Source organism: Chryseobacterium sp. C-71 (genome assembly GCF_020911865.1).
Lineage (GTDB): Bacteria > Bacteroidota > Bacteroidia > Flavobacteriales > Weeksellaceae > Chryseobacterium.
On record NZ_CP087131.1, the window covers coordinates 2,830,549 to 2,849,621 of the forward strand.

Consider the following 19,073-nt stretch of genomic DNA (forward strand, 5'->3'; position numbering starts at 1 on the left):
TTTTTAGAGAATAGGGTAAGTGCAGAAAGCACTTTGTACTTATTTCTTCAAAAGGCCTTCTATCAGCTTATTCTGTGCTTGTACAAGATGGGTAATATCCTGCTGATTTTTGATAATGCTTTCTATCAATTCTTCTGAGAAAGTATTGTTAATTGTTACCTCACCTTCAATATACCCAATAGACTTATCATTATTAGTTTGAACAATTGATTTTTCATCCAATAAATCATACACGTCCGTTTCATAAAAATCTGCAATCTTCATCAGGTTTTCCATGGCAGGTTTTGCCTTGTCGCTTTCCCACTTATTGTAAGCGTTTTGCGAGATGTGCAGTTTTTCTGCGATCTGCACCTGCGTAAGGTTGCGCCCTGTTCTTAGCTTATTGAGTTTGGTTCCCAAAGTCATACTGTATAATTTTATGCTAAAGTAAATAAAAAAATAAAAAAACAACTAAGGTTCAGACATTTTACAACCAAAGTTGTAGAAAGTTTATTCATCCTTTTATGATATTTGTTGAGAATTATTTTTATATTTAACAACTTAAAAACAAAATGACAATGAAGAAAAAATTATTGCTCAGGCTCTGCCTGATTCTTGTGGTCGCCCTTACTGCATATTCCTGCAGGACCGACCAATTCCCGGAAAAAGAAACGTACAACAACAGCTCAAAATTCCAGCTTACCTCGAAACGTATTTCGCTCAATGAAGCCAAACATAAAGATTTGCTTCTTCCTGAGATTGAAAAAGCTGAATCTGCATTTAAATCTTTATCTAAAAATAATGTAAATGGTAAAGTGGTAGATTATGGGAACGGCGTTTCAATCGATACCGATGATGTAATCTACATAGAGAACGGTGCCAATTACCACACCTATACTTTTAATATTAAAAGGCAGAATGCTCCTGAAGATGCTCCATTAGAAAATCTTTTGCTTTCTCCGCTTCCGGATGGCACGTATCAGGAATTTCTGGTTACTTACAATCTTACTGCTCAGGAAAGAGAAAAAGTAAGAAACGGAGAACCTGTCAACACCAAAGGGAAAACCACGATTACCGAACTGGCAAAAGGCACATTCAATTCGGGAGGTCAGCTGGCGAAGATGAGCTGTAACTGGCATGAGGAAACTGTTTGGCAGGGCTGCAGCCATATTGTAAAAGGGCAGTCTTACCACAATGCCTCGAATATCGACGACTGGCCCAACTGCAAAGCAGATGTAAAACCGAGCGTTTACACTATTGTTACTGGTGGCTGCATTACCGAGCAGCCTGAATATATAGATCCTGGAAACAGCGGAGGAGGCAGTTCAGGCGGTGGTGGAGGACCTGGTGGCGATGGTTCTAATGAATGCACCACAGTCGCCAATAATCCTGGTGAAGTAGGTATCATCGATGAAAACGGTTGTCATGTTGGTGGTGCTACACAGCCGAATGATACAAGACCAAAAAATCCTTGCACAAAAATAAAGGAACAACGGCAAGATGAAGAATTCTCTAAACGAATAGATACTCTTAAAACAAAGATTACATTAAAAAAAGAAACAGGATACATTCAAAAATTTGGAGGAGATTATGTATATAAAGATAATGCAGGTGCTACAGAAAATGCAAATACTTTGAGTTTGCCACATGTGGAAACAAATACTTATATCAAAGGATTTATACATACACATGTGAATGATTATGAATTTCTTGATGCAGAAGGATATGGAATAGGTAAGAAAGGTATTAAGATGTTTTCTCCTGCAGATATAGCATATTTTATGGACTTGGTAAAAAATGCTCAAACAAAAGGTCAACCGCTTAATGATGTATATGCAGTAATGGTTTCCAGTGTAGGGAATTATCAGATTCGTTTTGCAGGAAATGAGTATCAAATAAAAACTTTTACCGACGCCCAAAAAGAAGCTCATCGAAAACCTTTTGAAGATTTTATGACACGAAATGGAATAAAAAATGCAACAGATTTAGAATTTGGAATGCTCAAGTATATGGATGAAAAAATGAATTTAAAAAATATAACTTTATATCGGATGAATAATGATGGAACTAATTCCGAAATAAAGCTAAATGAAACAAAAAATGGATTAGAAAGAAACAACTGCCCAAGCTAAAATAAAATCTAAATTATGAAGTACTTATTATTAATAATAACCTTTTTTACTCTTTCGTGCAAAGCACAGATAGTGTCATTAGAAACAATGGCGAAATGTCGAGAAGAAAACCCAACGATTCTTTGTCCAGATAACTGGACTTATGAAAAAGATCTTAACAATTTATTGGATAAATATATTGGAACATGGAAAGGAAATTTTAATGGAAAATATTATGAAATTAATCTTAAAAAAGGACTATATCAAGATTTGACACTTTCTGAAAAAAAAAGCGATATTCTTGTTGGTAGACTTAGGATTACAGATTCTAATTTGAATATATATTATAATAATTTCAGTGAACTTAATGATGACAAAACAAACTTTTCAGGATTGGGATTTCAATCTGACTTGAAAGCTTATAAAATGTATTTTGTGGGCAACAGTGTAGGGTGTGCAGAATATGGAGATGTTTATTTAAGAATACAGCCTTCGACACCTGCGCAAATGACTATCCTTATGCTTCCGGATAATGATATTGTTGTTGAAGGAAAATGTCCTACAAATTTTCAGCCTACAATACCATATAAACAACTCATTCATTTAACAAAGCAATAAGAAAATAAGTCCTTCAATTTTTTGAAGGATTTTAAAATTCAGCTTACTCAAAGAGAATTCATTGGATGAAAGTAAGCACAAGAGCATACTTCTTCCTGAAATCGGAAAGGCAGAAGGTGACCTTAAGAATACCAAGATCAATGTAAACGGAAGTTTGATCGATTACGGCAACGGAGTTTCTATAGATACCGATCAAGTGATCTATATCGAAAACGGTCCGAATTTTCATACCTATACTTTTAAAATCAAAAGAGAGAACGCTCCTGAAACTGCACCTCTGGAAAATCTTTTGCTTATGCCGACTGCAGACGGAAGCTATAAAGAATTCTTGGTAACCTACAATCTCACTGCTCAGGAAAGAGAAAAAGTAAGAAACGGAGCGCCGGTAAATCCTAAAGGAAAAACTACGATTACCGAACTGGCAAAGGGGACGTTTAATTCCGGTGGTCAGCTTGCAAAATCGACAATGGTATGCGGCTGGAGCAATAGTGTACAGTGGGCTCGTTGTTCAGAAGGAATACATGGTGAATCTAATTACGGTTCCTGTCAGTTTGTTGGTGATTTCGTAGACAATGCGGGTAATTCTGGTTTTCCACCTTATCCGTACCTTGTAAGCACCTACAGCTGTGTGGAACAAGTAGACGAAACATTTATGCCGACAGATCCCGGAGTTGGTGGCGGTGGCGGAGGCGGTCCCGCAGGAAATGGTCCGGATGAATGCACTACAGTCGCCAATAATCCCGGTGAAGTAGGTATCATCGATGAAAACGGCTGTCATGTGGGTGGTGTTACACAGCCGAACGATACAAGACCAAAAAATCCTTGCAGAAAAATAAAGGAACAACGGGAAGATGAAGAATTCTCTAAACGAATAGATACTCTTAAAACAAAGATTACATTAAAAAAAGAAACAGGATACATTCAAAAATTTGGAGGAGATTATGTATATAAAGATAATGCAGGTGCTACAGATGATGCAAACACGCTCGGTTTGCCCCATGTAGAAACAAATACTTATATTAAAGGATTTATGCACACGCATGTAAATGATTTTGAGTATCTTGATGCAGAAGGATATGGAATAGGGAAGAAAGGTATTAAAATGTTTTCTCCTGCTGACATTGTATATTTCATGGATTTGGTAAAAAATGCTCAAACAAAAGTGCAACCGCTGAGTGATGTATATGCAGTTATGGTATCAGGATCGGGAAATTACCAGATTCGTTTTACAGGAAATGAAAATCAGGTAAAAACTTTTACTGACGCTCAAAAAGAAGCTTTTAAAAATCCATTTATTAAATTTATGTTGGATAATGAAAGTCAAAGTTTAGAGTTTAAATTTTTAAAATTCATAGACGAAAAAATTAACCTGAAAGGAATCTCTTTATATCGAATGAATTCCGATGGAACCACCGCAGAAATAAAATTGACTGCTGATAAAACTGATACCATTGAAACCAATTGTCCACAATAAAACCTCTTTTATGAAAAATATAATTTTAGTACTAAGCTTTTTAATGTTCACAACGATTTCTTGTAGTGCTCAAAATACAATGAGCCTTGAAGAAGCAGCAGTTTATCCTGAGCAGCTGGATGGAAGAATGTTACCACCAAATACTACATATCTTAAAGACATTAATAATTCTTTAAATAAATATGTTGGAACTTGGAGAGGAAACCTTAATGGAAAAAAGTATGAATATAATTTAATAAAAAAAATTAATGATGGTAGTCCAGATGGAAAAGTAAGAAGAGACAGATTAGTTGGAAGACTTAGAATTACAGATTCTAATGGAAATGTAGTATACAATACTTTCACTGAGCCAGATGATAATAATACAAATTTTTTTGGGAAGAATTTCCAATCCGATTTAAAAGCTTATAAAATGTATTTCGTTGGAAATAGTGTAGGATGCGCAGAATATGGAGATGTTTATTTAAGAATAAAACCTACAACTCCTAATCAAATGACCATACTAATGCTTCCGGATAATGATATTGTCGTTGAAGGAGTTTGTCCTGCTAATTTTCAACCTACAATACCTTATAAACAACTCATTCATTTAACAAAACAATAATAAAAAGGCTGTTTCTCTAATTGTGAAACAGCTTTTTCCGTTTTAATCTCAATGTGGTAAATAGCAGAAGAGGGATAGCAATTAAACATGTATACGGAGTAATGGTATCTGGATTAGGAAATTACCAGATTCGTTTTACAGGAAATAAAAACCAAATTAAAACTTTTACACCCGAACAAGTTAAAGCACATAAAGAACCCTTTAAAGCGATAATGAAACCCTTTTTAAAAGATGCTGCTAAATTGGAATTAGCTGTACTAAAATATATGGATGAGAAGATGAATTTAAAAGGAATAACATTGTATAGAATGAATGACGATGGTACAACGATTGAAATAAAATTAAATACTGATAAAACCGATACTATTAAAAATAATTGTCCAAATTAAAATACTATGAAAAAAATTTTATATATAATTACAATCTCATTTTCAATCTCTTGCAATTCTCAAATTATATCTTTAGAGCAGGAAGCTCAGTGCTTAGAAAATTCAAATTGTCCACAACAATATTACGCAAAAGATATAAACAATTCATTAGTAAAATACATTGGTATATGGAAAGGAGAGTATGATGGGAAAAAATACGAAATGAAGTTTAATAAAAGTCTATCTGAAAATATTTTAGGCTATAAAAGTGATATACTTAAAGGAAGATTAAAAGTTAGCTCATTAGATGGGCAAACCATCTTTTTTAATAACTTTAACGAAATAGATGATGAAAAGACAAATTTTTCAGGATTATCATTTACACCTAATTTAGTAGAATACATGACATTTTTCATAGGGCCTTCGACACAAGGATGTATAAATGATGGAACTCTTTATTTAAAAATAAAGTCTAATAGTCCTAATCAGATGACAGTTTTTTACTGGTCTGAAAAAGATACTGTAATAGGAGAATGTTCAAGTACATTTTCGCAAACGTTTCCTGAAAAAAAACTTATTTATTTTACTAAACAATAAAAATAAATCCTTTCAATTTGTGAAGGGATTTTAAAATTCAGCTAAAGTTTCGACTTACTTGAACAGAATTTCACTGAATAAAAGGAGGTGCCAAAATCTTCTAATTCCTGAACTTGAAAAAGCTGAATCTGCATTTAAATCTTTATCTAAAAAGAATGCAAATGGTAAAGTGGTAGATTATGGGAACGGCGTTTCAATCGATACCGATGATGTAATCTACATAGAGAACGGTGCCAATTACCACACCTATACTTTTAAAATCAAAAGAGAGAATGCTCCTGAAGATGCGCCATTGGAAAATCTTTTGCTTTCTCCACTTCCGGATGGCACTTATCAGGAATTTCTGGTTACTACAATCTTACTGCTCAGGAAAGAGAAAAAGTAAAAAACGGAGAACCTGTCAACACGAAAGGGAAAACCACGATTACTGAGCTGGTAAAGGGAACATTCAATTCCGGTGGTCAGTTGGCAAAATCTACTATGGTATGCGGCTGGAGCAATAGTGTACAGTGGGCTCGTTGTTCAGAAGGAATACATGGTGAATCTAATTACGGTTCCTGTCAGTTTGTTGGTGATTTCGTAGACAATGCGGGTAATTCTGGTTTTCCACCTTATCCGTACCTTGTAAGCACCTACAGCTGTGTGGAACAAGTAGACGAAACATTTATGCCGACAGATCCCGGAGTTGGTGGCGGTGGCGGAGGCGGTCCCGCAGGAAATGGTCCGGATGAATGCACTACAGTCGCAAATAATCCTGGTGAAGTAGGTATCATCGATGAAAACGGCTGTCATGTGGGTGGTGTTACACAGCCGAACGATACAAGACCAAAAAATCCTTGCAGAAAAATAAAGGAACAACGGGAAGATGAAGAATTCTCTAAACGAATAGATACTCTTAAAACAAAGATTACATTAAAAAAAGAAACAGGATACATTCAAAAATTTGGAGGAGATTATGTATATAAAGATAATGCGGGTGCTACAGACGATGCAAATACCTTGAGTTTGCCACATGTGGAAACAAATACCTATATTAAAGGATTTATATATACGCATGTAAATGATTATGAATATCTAGATGCAGAAGGATATGGAATAGGGAAGAAAGGTATTAAAATGTTTTCTCCTGCTGACATTATATATTTCATGGATTTGGTTAAAAATGCTAAAGAAAAAGGACAACCGCTAAGTGATGTATATGGAGTAATGGTATCAGGATCGGGGAATTACCAGATTCGTTTTACAGGAAATGAAAATCAGATAAAAACTTTTACTGATGCTCAAAAAGAAGCTTTTAAAAATCCATTTATTGATTTTATTTCTAAAAATAAAAAAATGAGTTTAGAATTAAAATTTCTTAAATTTATTGATGAAAATATGAACTTAAAAGGTGTAACATTGTATAGAATGAACTCAAATGGAACCACAACAGAAATCAGATTAAATACTGATAAAACAGATAAAATTGAAACAAATTGTCCTCAATAAATAACAAATTTATGAAAAATATATTTTTACTTCTTATTATATTTTTACTTCCAACGATATCTTGTAAATCTCAAACTATTTCTTTGGAACAAGCTGTAATGTATGAACAGCAAACAGGAACTATTCCTCAAAGTACAACTTACATAAAAGACGTCAATAATTCATTAAATAAGTATATAGGAATATGGAAGGGAGATTTAAATGGAAATACTTATGAATTTAGCTTTATTAAAAAGGAAAATATAGGGGGATATGATGTAAATTGGGATTTTTTAGTGGGTAGATTGAAAGTTTTAGATTCTAATGGAAATATAATTTATAATACATATAATGAGCCTGATGATTTAAAAACTAAATTTAAAGGAGATAATTTCCAATCTGACTTAAAAGCCTATGTAATGTATTTCGTTGGAAATAGTGTAGGATGCGCAGAATATGGAGATGTTTATTTAAGAATACAGCCTTCGACACCTGCGCAAATGACTATCCTTATGCTTCCGGATAATGATATTGTAGAAGAAGGAGTTTGTCCTACAAATTTTCAGCCAACAATACCGTATAAACAACTTATTCATTTAACAAAGCAATAAAAATAAATCCTTTCAATTTGTGAAGGGATTTTAAAATTTAGCTAAAGTTTCGACTTACTTGAACAGAATTTCACTGAATAAAAGGAGGTGCCAAAATCTTCTAATTCCTGAACTTGAAAAAGCTGAATCTGCATTTAAATCTTTATCTAAAAAGAACGCAAATGGTAAAGTGGTAGATTATGGGAACGGCGTTTCAATAGATACCGATGATGTAATCTACATAGAGAACGGTGCCAATTATCACACCTATACTTTTAATATTAAAAGGCAGAATGCTCCTGAAGGTGCTCCACTAGAAAATCTTTTGCTTTCTCCACTTCCGGATGGCACGTATCAGGAATTTCTGGTTACTTACAATCTTACTGCTCAGGAAAGAAAAAAAGTAAGAAACGGAGAACCTGTAAATACCAACGGGAAAACCACGATTACCGAACTGGCAAAAGGAAGTTTTAGTAATGGCGGTCAATTGGCCGACACCATGTCTGTAAAGTTGGATCACTCACAACATGATATTGTACAAATGCACAATCAAGTACAAGGATATCTACCTATCTTTTCTTTTGGGGATATTTTTAGTTACTATTATGTTTATCAGTATGCCGTAGTGCTATCGCATTAAACAACAATCCCAATAATCTTCAAAAGATCAATTTAAAATTTCTATTACAGTAGTGACTTTTTTGGGACTTATTTATAATCTGACTCCACAGGAAAAAGAAAACATAAGAAACGGAGAACCTGTGAATACTAAAGGAAAAACGACCATTACAGAACTGGCAAAAGGAAGTTTTAGTAATGGCGGTCAATTGGCAAAGATGACCTACAATTGGACTGAGGAAACCATTTGGCAGGGTTGCAGTCATGTAGTAGAGTATTCATATTATAATGCTTCAAGTTTTCCAGATTGGGGGAAGTGGATTATAGATGATGTTAAACCAAATAATAAAAACCGGACAAAACCTGCCGGTTTTTATTCTATTTTGTGGGCAAATATTAATTTTGATTAAGGAATGTAACTAATTTTTTTAAATCCTCTTCCTTGTCAAGTTTTATTTTGTTTTCCTTAAAAAAAGAATTCAACACTTCTTTCTTATCAGGTAAAAGGTCAATAATCTGTTTTTGATTTTTAGGTTTCTTGATGACTTTACCGTTAAGAACTAAATAATAAGTAGTAATTGGAGTACTGAATGATGCAGGTTGATCACTGCCATAAGGTGTGGAAGCAGGCTTGACATCAATGAAATTTGTTTTTACTTTCTTGTATAATGACGATTTCCCATTTACTAACTCATAATAATATCCGTTAGGTTCATTATCAAGGCTTATTAAAACTAAAACTTGTTTAGGCGATGAAATTTCAAGTCTGCTAAATTTATTTTCTTTGGGAAGAATCATTATATCAGTGTCATTCCTAAATTCCACTTCATCCTTATAAGAATTATACCTAATAGCAGTAATTTCATAGTTTTCTGCAATCTTTGCATTTTTAAAAGACTTGTCTTGATAAGCTGAACCTGATATCTCATCATATTTCAGTGTTTTCCCCGAAGCTCCTGTAATGCGATTGTCAAATACGGTTCCCGCTAATAAATCATTTCTGGATAGAATCATTGTGTTTTGGGCAAATGCAGATGTGCAAAATGACCCAACTATTATAAGAAATATTTTTTTCATAATTATAATTATATTCAAAATTACAAAAATCATCTGAACTATAACGATGTCACAAACAAATTGTTATGTTTTTTTAAAAAGTAAAGTTTTTGTGTTAAAAAGTTTGGTGGTTTAAGTTTTTTTTAACACTTTTGCAAGAATTTTATAAATACTTAAGTAATTTAGTGTTTTGATTATAAAGTTAATTGTCATATAGAAACAAAGATAAAGAATGAAAAAGACATATTTTTTAATAATGTTCTTGCCTGTGCTAATCTTTTCTCAGACTGCAGAGGAAAGAAGAAAAATTGCAGAAAGTTCAGATAAAGTAGCCAACGCAGCACTTTCTCAAGAGTTGAAAAATGATGAAAGTAAAAGAAGGATAAGGATATCTGATTACTTAAATCAAAATCCCAATGCAAAAAAAATTGTTAAAGATGATGTGTCAGGAAAAATTGAGCTGACCGATATCCTTGCAAATGGTACTCCTTTATATACTTCGACGTCTAATGCAGGGTCTGCGATTACTGCCAGAGCCACTTCTCTATATAACGGTGGTAGTTTAGGGTTAAATATTCAGGGACAAGGAATGATCGTTGGTGTATGGGATGGTGGCCCTGTTAGGGATACTCACCAAGAGTTTATGGTAGATGGATTTACAAAAGTATCGATTTTAGATTTTACATCATCAATGTCTGACCATGGAACTCATGTAGCTGGAACAATTGCGGCAAAAGGAGTAATGGCTGCTGCAAGAGGTATAGCATTTAACTCATCGATAAAATCTTACGATTGGAATGATGATCTTGCAGAAATGCAGACTGAAGCTTCTAGTGGTTTGTTAATGTCGAATCACTCATATGGACCAAGTTTGAATAATAATAATCAACTTTGGTTTTTAGGGGCATATACGAATGATGCAAGACAAGTAGATGCACTGTGCTATAATAATCCTTATTACCTTCCTGTCTTTGCAGCGGGTAATGATAGAGATAAAGCTGCTATTCCTTACGGAACACAAAATTCTTCCAAGTTTGGTTATGATCTCATAGCTGGAGATGGAGTTGCTAAAAATGTACTTACTGTTGCAGCTGTTCTGGAGGTTGCACAATATGTGGACAATAACAGTGTATTTATATCATCATTTAGTAATTATGGGCCAACTGATGACGGAAGGATTAAGCCTGAAATTTCTGCGAAAGGAGTTAACGTGAGATCCACAACAAGTAACTCAGATACATCAACGGGTATAAAGCAAGGAACTTCAATGGCTGCTCCTGCTGTAACAGGTGTTGTAGCGTTATTGCAACAATATCATAATCAGCTATACAATAATTTTATGCGCGCAGCAACTGTTAAGGGTTTAATTATGCATACTGCTGATGAAGCTGGTGGAGCTACAGGACCCGACTATGAGTTTGGTTGGGGGTTAATAAATGCAGAAAGTGCTGCAAAAATAATCAGAGATAAAAACTTAACTTCTAATAGAAGTGTCATACGTGAATTAAGTCTTAGTAATGGTGCAACGTATACACAAACTGTTAATATGACCACTAGTACGCCTTTAAAAGTGTCTATTTCTTGGACTGATCCGGCGCCTTTGTTAGCGAATGTTAATAATGGTACTACAGATCTTTCTACAAAATACTTGATTAATGATTTGGATGTTAAAGTGACTTCTTCTAATGGTACAGTTTATTATCCTTGGAAATTGCAAGGTTTGACAAATGTATTTGCACCAGCCAGTAATAGTTCAACCAACGATGTAGATAATTTTGAAAGAATTGATATTCCAAATGCAAATGGGGAATATACTATAACTGTAACTCATAAAGGTACATTGACCAATTTAAATCAGAATTTTACTTTAATTGTAAATGGTCAAAATCTTTCTACGCTTAATACAATTGATGTCAAAACAAAAGAAGATCAAATTCAAATTTATCCGAATCCAGTAAAAGATGTTTTATATATTAAAAATAATAACAACGTCGAAGCTCATGTTGCTGTATTGGATGCCAGTGGTAGAATATTGTTAAGGGAATCTGTTAAAGATTCCAAAATAAATGTAGAGGCTTTAACTCCTGGAAATTATCTGCTAATATATTCTGATAAGCAGAACAGAGAAGTTAGTACAAAGTTTATTAAAAAGTAAGAAATTAATTATCTAAATAAAAACGTTTGCAGATGTTAAATATTTTTAACATATTTGCAACATAATAATATTAAAATTTGTTAATATGAATGTAAAATTAAAAGTGTTAAGTGTTGGTGCACTATTCTTTTTGGGTTTTCAGAGCATCGAAGCGCAAGAGAGCGTGAGAGATACTATAGGTAAACCAGTTAATGAAGCGAAAATTGAAGAAGTTGTTGTAGTGGGTTATAAAACTATGACTAAAAGTTCAGCCGTAACTTCTACAGCAAAAATTGGAAGTGAATTAATCAATAACCGCCCAAGCTCCAATGTGTTAAACGCTGCTCAAGGTCAGTTAGCTGGAGTTAATATTGCTACGGGTACAGGTCAACCTGGTGCTACTCCGACTATTACTGTAAGAGGTAAGGGGTCTTTGCTAGGGAACACTGAGCCACTTTATGTAATTGATGGCTTTCCTGGAACCAGTGAAAGTTTCAGAAACATAAATCCTAATGATATTGAAAGTATGGAAGTTTTAAAGGATGCTTCAGCACTTTCACAATTTGGTAACAGAGGGTCAAATGGGGTTGTAGTAATTAGAACTAAACGTGCAAAATATAATCAAGGTGTAAATTTTGGTTACAGCTCTCAGTTTGGAGTTTCTCAATTACAAAAGCATAGATATAATATTGCTAATTCTAGAGAATTATTAACTCTCGAAAAAATGATTGGTAGAGGTAAGGGTACAACCTTAACTGATGCTCAAATAGCCGATTATAAAGTCGATACAGATTGGTTAGATTATTTTTTTCAGCCTTCAATCTTGCAATCACATGACTTTTCAGTGTCTGCGGGGTCTGAAAATTTAAATAACTACACAAGTATCGGATATCTAGATCAGCAAGGGTTACTTGCAACAACTGGAATGAAAAGATTTTCTTTAAGAAACAACTTAAATGGAAAATCTAAAAACAATAAATTTAATTTCTCAGTTGGTACTGCGTTATCTTTAACCAGAAATACACAGGCTTCTAATTTAAATACTGGTGGAGTAAACCAAAACTTAGTACTAGGTGCAATGAAGGGAGCTCCACATATCTCTCCTGACGAATATCAAAATAGTCAGCAATTGCTGGGCTTATATCAATCTACGGGTAACTTCCTGTATACTCCACTAATGTTGATTGATAAGGAAAGAACTTATAGAGCCTCTACAGACGAAGTAAGAATAGACGTTACAACTGAAGCGTCTTACAAGTTTCTTCCTACTTTGACAGGTCGTGTTCGTGCTAATGCCACATTTAGAAATTTAAATGATAATGCTTGGCAGCATCCTATTTCTTTTAATTCACTTGCACTACAAGGGGCTTTGGAATTTAAAGGGTTTGAAGATATGTCTCAATCGAGAGTTTTTACTTTTAATAACTTGGCTCAGTTAGAATATAATGAAACTTTTGGGGATCATAAAATTGGTGTTCAGGGAGCGTTCGAATTCAATAATAATATGCTACAGCAATCTTCTCAAAGACAGATTGGATTGAATCCAAGGACTTGGGTGCCAGGAACGGGTACGGGTTATATAACTAATACTGCGGCTAGCTACCTGCGTCCAATAAGTGTTGGTCAAGCTAGACATAATATGTTCTCTTATTTTGCTAACGTAGATTACGATTATGCCGGTAAATATGGAATAGCTGCTAACATTCGTTATGATGGATCTAGCCGTTTTTCTGAAGATAATGTTTGGGGAACTTTCTGGTCTATTGGAGGTAGATGGAATATTAATAAAGAAAGCTTCATGGAAAATGTAACTTGGGTTAATGACTTGAAGCTTAGAGGCTCATACGGAACCGTAGGAAATGAGCGTGTTTTGCCGGGCATATTTGATGGACTCAACCCTCAAAGATATCTTAATACGTTTTCAGTATCTTCTGCTCCTACTTATGGAACAGGTTTGGGATATGGTATCAATTTAGGATTTCCAGATCTTAGATGGGAAACTACTCGTACTTGGAACGTAGGTGTGGACTTTGAATTGTTGTCAAGAAGAGTTAGAGGTCAATTTGACGTGTATGATAAAACTTCTGAAAATATTTTCTATCCATGGCCACAGAGTCCTTTATTAGGACAGACAGCTTTAAATAAGAACTCTGAAATCGACTTAAAAAACTACGGTTATGAATTAAATTTAGCTGTGGATGTAATTAGAAGTACTAATGGAGTTAATTTTACATTAAGAGGGAACGGAGCTTTAAATAAAGAAAAAGTATTTAATATTCCAGAAAACCCTTTAATCCAGGGTGCAACTGTACAGACTTATTCAACCAACGGAAGTATTTGGCAGGCTCCATACGTTTATCATTATTTGGGTGTGAATCCTAACAATGGTAATTTACTTTTTGAAAGTGCTGATGGAAGTGCTACTGAGGCGCCGACTGATGCAGATTTGAAACCACTAAAATACAACTTCAGAAACCCAAGATATGTAGGTGGATTTGGTTTTGATTTTGATTATAAGGGTGTTTTTGTTAATACAACATTTAATTACGTCGCAGGTATTTATAGATATGACTATGATATGTCAGGATATTACAGTCCCGATGATGTTGGACAGTTTAATGTTTCAAGAGACTTACTGAATGCTTGGACGCCTACAAACACCAACACTGACATACCGTCAAATACAGCTGCTAACAGAAATTTCGAAACGAGATCAGATCGTTTCTTAGTTGACTCATCTTATCTAAGATTAAGAAATCTTCAAGTAGGATATCGTATTCCACAAAGTGTATTAAATGGTACATTTGTAAAAAGTATGACTATTATGGTTCAAGGAGAAAACTTATATACATGGTCAAAATGGCGAGGTTTTGATGCTGAGAGCACAAGAGCTGCGGATCAATATGGGTACCCAACACCAAAAATTTTCACATTAGGAATTGATGTTAAATTTTAATTAAAATTAATATATTACAATGAAAAATATTTTTAAAATTTCTATATTGACATTAGGTGTTCTTTTAACAAGTTCATGTAATAGAGATTTATTAGACACATATTCACCAGGGGTTATTTTTGAGGAAGATGCTCTTTTAAGTAGTGCTGACTTACAATTATTACTTAATTCGGCTCTTACTACAATGGGGAGTAGAACTGAATCTGAAATCGTTTCAATTTTCACCGACGAGGTTGGAATAGGTTTTGCTAATGGTGGACAAGGAATTAACGATGATTATGTATTTTTCTTAAATACGGGATCAGATCTACCAACTGCTTTATGGGCAAATACATATGCAAGCATTTCTAGATTAAATAGAATTATTGATGCATCAGACAAAATTGTTCCGGCAAATGCTGATGACGCAAAGGTGATTGCTAATATCAAAGCTCAGGCTTTAACACTTAGAGCTTATGGTCATTTGTTAATCCTAGGTTATTTCAGTACAGATCCAACAGATAATAATGCGTTAGCAGGTTTGATATCAAATCGAATTGATGTTTTTGATGTGAATGATTTTCCTCGAAATACAAACGGTGAATTTTATACATTTATTCATAAAGATTTAGATGATGCTATTGCACTCTATCAATCATCTGGTGTTGCTGCTAATCCAAATTATGGAAATATTAACTTTGCTAGAGGACTTAAGGCAAGATCTTATGCTTATAAAGGAGATTATACTAATGCAGAAATTTGGGCCGATCAAGTAATCAATACAGCTGGGCTAATTTTGGCTAACAAAGCTACCTATAGATCAATATTTTGGACTGATGCTGTAGCACCTGAAGTTATTTTCAGAATACAAAGAATAGTTCAACAAAATAATCAAGATACTAACTTACATAATGCTTGGTTTTCATTACAACCTACTGCTACAGGGGCACCTTCTTTTGAAGTGAGTAGAGCTTTGCATAATAAATTAAATCCAGGTAACTTAACTGCAAATACTTTAGGTACAACGGTTGCTGATGTAAGAGCAAATTTGATTATTGGACCTGATTCAACTATTGATCCAAACTATGCTTTTGCTCCTGACTATAGAAATTCAGATAGGTTAATAATTAACAAGCATGGAGGTCGTCTAAATACTGCATCTCAACCTTGGGCAAATACAAATGCTAATAATCCTAATAATTCATTTAAGATTATGCGTTTATCCGAAATGTATATGATTAAAGCAGAAGCGAGAGCGCAAGTAAGTGATTTTGCAGGAGTGAGAACAGCAATTAAAACGGTTAGAGATGCTAGGTTTGGTGCTTCTGCTACCGTTGCAACTCCAGCATCTTCAACTGCAGCATGGAAAATGATTCTTGATGAAAGAAGAGTAGAGTTTGCATTTGAAGGATATAGATTTATGGATATCAAGCGTTTGGGAGTGAAAGCAAACTCAAGCCTTGATAGAGATCCTGCAGATTATAGCTCTCTTACCTCAAATTATCCGGCAGCTAATCCAATCAATCTACCATTAAACAGTTACAAATGGGCATTGCCAATTCCAAACGTTGAGGTTAATGTGAATTCAAAAATTGTACAAAACCCTGGTTATTAATTTTAAAATTTTCAGAAAATGAAAAATATATTTAAATTCGTTTATTTACTATTTGCGTTATTTGCAATTAGTTCTTGTGAAGATGGCACAGAAAACTCAATGTATGATGGTGATGCTACATCTTTCTTTCTTGATAAATTTGCTGTGGCAAAGGGACCGGATGTTGGCTATAAAGATTTTGATATAAAGATAGGAACGATGAGTCCATTAAATTCTGCTGCAGACTTTGAGATAAAGAGAATTGGTGGTGATGCAGTTGCAGGAACTCATTATGAAATTCTTAATGGAGGTAAAGTTCAGATAGCAGCAGGTAGCAATCTGGGAATTGTAAAATTGAGAGTATACGGAGCACAGTTGTCGCAAACAATTGCTAAGACGTTAGTATTTGATTTGGTTTCTCCTTCTGTTAAAAAGGCAAATTACAATACTACGATTAGTTTATCTCTGATTTTCGGTTGTGATTCTTCTCTTGAAGGAACATATCAATACTCAACTGTCAATGCATTTGCTCCTGATGCACCTACTAATGTGCCAGGTCCCGTGACAGGTAATGTAACTTTCACAAAAGTAAGTGATGGTCTTTATCAAATTTCTGATTCAAGCTTTGGTGCTTTTGCATTATTTCCAGGATATGCTGCTACTTCTACTGGAGTAAGAATTGAGGATTTATGTGGTAAGCTTTCTTTTAAAACGCCAAATCAGTATGGTGATACATTTGTAATTTCTAATGTTGTTGTAAATGGTAATAAATTAACATTTAAGTGGACAACCTCATATGGAGAGTATGGTACAACCACTTTGACTAAATCAGATGGTAACTGGCCAGCACTTAATTAAGATTTAATTAAGATATATATTTACACCCCGTCGAAAGACGGGGTTTTTTATTTCCTTTTATTTCCTATTTTTGTACTATAAAATCAAGATGTGATTTTATCTAACTGAAAAATAAATGAAATACATCCTCCTCCTCATACTTCTCTTCGGCTCCATATTCAAAGCCCAAGTAATCGTCAACAAAACAGACTCCAATAGATTGGATAAAAAGTTGTCGGATACTTTGGTGATTGATTCCGGGACAAAAGACTCACTAAAAATATTTAAACCGACCATTCAGGATTATCGTTATCAGACGCAGTATGCTGAAAAGAAAATTTTTGATACGGTGCTGACTTTTGACAAGACCCATATCTTTTCGCAATACAATAATCAGGACAATTTTGGGCGTGCGCAGTTTGCAAACATTGGTGCTGGATTTAATCCATTGTCATACGAAGTAAATGCCGAACAAAACCTTTCCTTATTACCTTCCAATAAATCGTACGTGATTTTGGGAATTGATGACGTGAAGTATTACGATGTCAAAACCCCCACGGCAACTTTTGTTTATCATACCGCAATGCGAAACGGTGCTGCATTACAGTCGATGTATACTCAGAATATAGGAAAGAGATTTAATTTTTCTGTAGAGTACGATGGTTTGCGCTCTGAGGGAATGTACAGAAACTCTTTAGCCGCAAATAATAAAACCTTATTTTCGGGACATTATACTTCCAAAAGTGGAAACTACGAGCTATTCGCCCATTACCTTCATCAGAATGTCAATAACCAGGAGAGCGGTGGAATCGTCGATGATGACCTTTTTCAGGCGGGGTCAAGTAATATCAGCAACAAATATAATGCTCAGGTTAATTTAGAAGAATCAAGTTCGCAGTATTCTTACAGACGTTACTATTTAAGCCATCAGTTTACGCCTTTCAATTCTGAGAAATTTCCTTTTAGAATTAGGCATACGATATTCAATCAAGGGAATAAATATTACTACTTTCAGGATGCTTTAGAAAATTATTGGTACAGCAATACGGCTTCAGAAATTATATCTGGGTTTAGTCCTTCTACCAAAAAATATTCAAACAATCTGAGCAATACGGTCAGCTTGGTTTTTGATAACGAAAAATTTAAATTGGATGCTGGTGTACGATACCAGATGTTGAAATTTGGTTTAAATGAAATAAATCTGCCCACAGTAAATGTTCCGGGTGAATTGAAAGAAAACAGATTAGGGGCTGTCGGAAATTTACAGGTGAAATTATTTGACAAGTTTCAGTTAAACTCATTCTTAGAATTTTCAAAAGGAAGTCAGTTTGGAAATTATCTGAAAACAATCAACAACGTAAAGTTTGAGCCGATAAAAGATTATTTTGTCAATGCAAAGGTTAACTTCCAAAGTGTTTATCCGTCTTTTAATTATCTTGCAAATTCTTCTGTTTACAGAAAATTTAATTATTATTTACAAGATGCAAAAAATCAGGCAATCACAGAAATCGGAGGGAGTATCAACTTAAAATGGTTCAAATCTGAATTGTTTGCCAACTATTTTAGAATAGATAATTACACATATTTTGATTCTAATGCAATTTCTCGTCAAAGCGAAAACTCGCTGAATATTTCGCAGATCGGAGGTGATGCAACGTTCAGCTACAGAAAATTTCATTTAAATACGAGAGTACAGTTTCAAAGTGCTTTAACGAATAAAGATTTGTTGCCAATGCCTTCATTTATTGGAAGAGCCAATTTTTTCTTCCAGACAAGAGCTTTTAAAAATGCGGCAGAAATCCAAGCGGGTGTAAAAGTATATTATTTCTCGAAATTTGCTTCAAAGGAATATTTCCCGATTCTCAGCGAGTATATTCTTCCGAGAGCAGATTCGTTCTCTATCGGAGGCGAGCCTATTGCCGATCTTTATTTAAATTTCAAGGTCAAAAAAATGTTTTTCTTCATCGAAGGACAGCAAATAGGAACGATGCTTTCACATAATAAAGCCTATGCATTTCCACATTATCCGGTCTACGATTTTAGATTGAATATTGGGATTGTTTGGTATTTGTTCAACTAAATTTAAACAAG

General features: G+C 34.3%; 18 protein-coding genes. 16 read left to right on the forward strand and 2 right to left on the reverse strand.

The window, feature by feature from the left end; genetic code table 11:
- Positions 1-39: 39 nt before the first annotated feature.
- Positions 40-405: a helix-turn-helix domain-containing protein gene (locus LNP04_RS12965; RefSeq protein WP_229983380.1), complete on the reverse strand. Its 366-nt coding sequence runs from the start codon at positions 403-405 to the stop codon at positions 40-42.
- 152 nt (positions 406-557) lie between these two features.
- Here LNP04_RS12965 and LNP04_RS12970 point away from each other — a divergent pair, with 152 nt between their 5' ends.
- From LNP04_RS12970 to LNP04_RS13020, 11 genes are all read left to right on the forward strand, one after another.
- Positions 558-2,111 carry a hypothetical protein gene (locus tag LNP04_RS12970; protein WP_229983381.1) on the forward strand — a complete coding sequence of 518 codons (1,554 nt, stop codon included), beginning with the start codon at positions 558-560 and terminating at the stop codon, positions 2,109-2,111.
- Positions 2,112-2,126: 15 nt separating this feature from the next.
- A complete protein-coding gene (locus LNP04_RS12975; RefSeq protein ID WP_229983382.1) occupies positions 2,127-2,708 on the forward strand; it encodes a DUF6705 family protein in 582 nt (193 codons plus the stop codon).
- Between the two features lie 61 nt (positions 2,709-2,769).
- Positions 2,770-4,182 (forward strand): hypothetical protein, encoded by a 1,413-nt coding sequence (locus tag LNP04_RS12980; protein ID WP_229983383.1) that lies wholly within the window; start codon positions 2,770-2,772, stop codon positions 4,180-4,182.
- A gap of 10 nt (positions 4,183-4,192) precedes the next feature.
- Entirely contained in the window at positions 4,193-4,786 is a 594-nt protein-coding gene (locus tag LNP04_RS12985) for a DUF6705 family protein (protein WP_229983384.1), read from the forward strand.
- Positions 4,787-4,887: 101 nt separating this feature from the next.
- Entirely contained in the window at positions 4,888-5,175 is a 288-nt protein-coding gene (locus LNP04_RS12990; protein ID WP_229983385.1) for a hypothetical protein, read from the forward strand.
- A gap of 6 nt (positions 5,176-5,181) precedes the next feature.
- Complete coding sequence (locus LNP04_RS12995; protein WP_229983386.1) at positions 5,182-5,751, forward strand: hypothetical protein; 570 nt, start codon at positions 5,182-5,184, stop codon at positions 5,749-5,751.
- A 58-nt stretch (positions 5,752-5,809) separates the two neighbouring features.
- The gene (locus LNP04_RS13000; RefSeq protein ID WP_229983387.1) at positions 5,810-6,136 is read left to right on the forward strand and encodes a hypothetical protein; all 327 of its coding nucleotides are present in this window, start codon (positions 5,810-5,812) and stop codon (positions 6,134-6,136) included.
- Positions 6,137-6,216: 80 nt separating this feature from the next.
- Entirely contained in the window at positions 6,217-7,239 is a 1,023-nt protein-coding gene (locus LNP04_RS13005) for a hypothetical protein (RefSeq protein WP_229983388.1), read from the forward strand.
- Between the two features lie 11 nt (positions 7,240-7,250).
- Positions 7,251-7,829, forward strand: coding sequence for a DUF6705 family protein (locus LNP04_RS13010; protein WP_229983389.1), 579 nt, complete (start codon positions 7,251-7,253; stop codon positions 7,827-7,829).
- Between the two features lie 58 nt (positions 7,830-7,887).
- Positions 7,888-8,448: a hypothetical protein gene (locus LNP04_RS13015; protein ID WP_229983390.1), complete on the forward strand. Its 561-nt coding sequence runs from the start codon at positions 7,888-7,890 to the stop codon at positions 8,446-8,448.
- 52 nt (positions 8,449-8,500) lie between these two features.
- Entirely contained in the window at positions 8,501-8,836 is a 336-nt protein-coding gene (locus tag LNP04_RS13020) for a hypothetical protein (RefSeq protein WP_229983391.1), read from the forward strand.
- Here LNP04_RS13020 and LNP04_RS13025 read toward each other — a convergent pair.
- Positions 8,823-9,503, reverse strand: coding sequence for a hypothetical protein (locus LNP04_RS13025; protein WP_229983392.1), 681 nt, complete (start codon positions 9,501-9,503; stop codon positions 8,823-8,825). The two genes, LNP04_RS13020 and LNP04_RS13025, sit on opposite strands and share 14 nt — an antisense overlap.
- A 211-nt stretch (positions 9,504-9,714) precedes the next feature.
- Here LNP04_RS13025 and LNP04_RS13030 point away from each other — a divergent pair, with 211 nt between their 5' ends.
- The 5 genes from LNP04_RS13030 to LNP04_RS13050 all read left to right on the forward strand — a co-directional run bounded on the left by LNP04_RS13030 (position 9,715) and on the right by LNP04_RS13050 (position 19,062).
- Positions 9,715-11,637 (forward strand): S8 family serine peptidase, encoded by a 1,923-nt coding sequence (locus LNP04_RS13030; RefSeq protein ID WP_229983393.1) that lies wholly within the window; start codon positions 9,715-9,717, stop codon positions 11,635-11,637.
- A 235-nt stretch (positions 11,638-11,872) separates the two neighbouring features.
- Positions 11,873-14,572: a SusC/RagA family TonB-linked outer membrane protein gene (locus tag LNP04_RS13035; protein ID WP_229986304.1), complete on the forward strand. Its 2,700-nt coding sequence runs from the start codon at positions 11,873-11,875 to the stop codon at positions 14,570-14,572.
- Between the two features lie 19 nt (positions 14,573-14,591).
- Positions 14,592-16,166 carry a RagB/SusD family nutrient uptake outer membrane protein gene (locus LNP04_RS13040; protein WP_229983394.1) on the forward strand — a complete coding sequence of 525 codons (1,575 nt, stop codon included), beginning with the start codon at positions 14,592-14,594 and terminating at the stop codon, positions 16,164-16,166.
- An 18-nt stretch (positions 16,167-16,184) separates the two neighbouring features.
- Positions 16,185-17,003 (forward strand): hypothetical protein, encoded by an 819-nt coding sequence (locus tag LNP04_RS13045; RefSeq protein WP_229983395.1) that lies wholly within the window; start codon positions 16,185-16,187, stop codon positions 17,001-17,003.
- A gap of 115 nt (positions 17,004-17,118) precedes the next feature.
- Positions 17,119-19,062 carry a putative porin gene (locus tag LNP04_RS13050; protein WP_229983396.1) on the forward strand — a complete coding sequence of 648 codons (1,944 nt, stop codon included), beginning with the start codon at positions 17,119-17,121 and terminating at the stop codon, positions 19,060-19,062.
- Positions 19,063-19,073 lie beyond the last annotated feature (11 nt).

Coding starts and splice junctions, on each gene's coding strand:
- LNP04_RS12975 (WP_229983382.1), top strand. CDS start 2,127: ATGAAGTACTTATTATTAATAATAACCTTTTTTACTCTTTCGTGCAAA.
- LNP04_RS13025 (WP_229983392.1), bottom strand. CDS start 9,503: ATGAAAAAAATATTTCTTATAATAGTTGGGTCATTTTGCACATCTGCA.
- LNP04_RS13040 (WP_229983394.1), top strand. CDS start 14,592: ATGAAAAATATTTTTAAAATTTCTATATTGACATTAGGTGTTCTTTTA.
- LNP04_RS12965 (WP_229983380.1), bottom strand. CDS start 405: ATGACTTTGGGAACCAAACTCAATAAGCTAAGAACAGGGCGCAACCTT.
- LNP04_RS13035 (WP_229986304.1), top strand. CDS start 11,873: ATGACTAAAAGTTCAGCCGTAACTTCTACAGCAAAAATTGGAAGTGAA.
- LNP04_RS12995 (WP_229983386.1), top strand. CDS start 5,182: ATGAAAAAAATTTTATATATAATTACAATCTCATTTTCAATCTCTTGC.
- LNP04_RS13050 (WP_229983396.1), top strand. CDS start 17,119: ATGAAATACATCCTCCTCCTCATACTTCTCTTCGGCTCCATATTCAAA.
- LNP04_RS13030 (WP_229983393.1), top strand. CDS start 9,715: ATGAAAAAGACATATTTTTTAATAATGTTCTTGCCTGTGCTAATCTTT.
- LNP04_RS12990 (WP_229983385.1), top strand. CDS start 4,888: ATGGTATCTGGATTAGGAAATTACCAGATTCGTTTTACAGGAAATAAA.
- LNP04_RS12970 (WP_229983381.1), top strand. CDS start 558: ATGAAGAAAAAATTATTGCTCAGGCTCTGCCTGATTCTTGTGGTCGCC.
- LNP04_RS12985 (WP_229983384.1), top strand. CDS start 4,193: ATGAAAAATATAATTTTAGTACTAAGCTTTTTAATGTTCACAACGATT.
- LNP04_RS13010 (WP_229983389.1), top strand. CDS start 7,251: ATGAAAAATATATTTTTACTTCTTATTATATTTTTACTTCCAACGATA.
- LNP04_RS13045 (WP_229983395.1), top strand. CDS start 16,185: ATGAAAAATATATTTAAATTCGTTTATTTACTATTTGCGTTATTTGCA.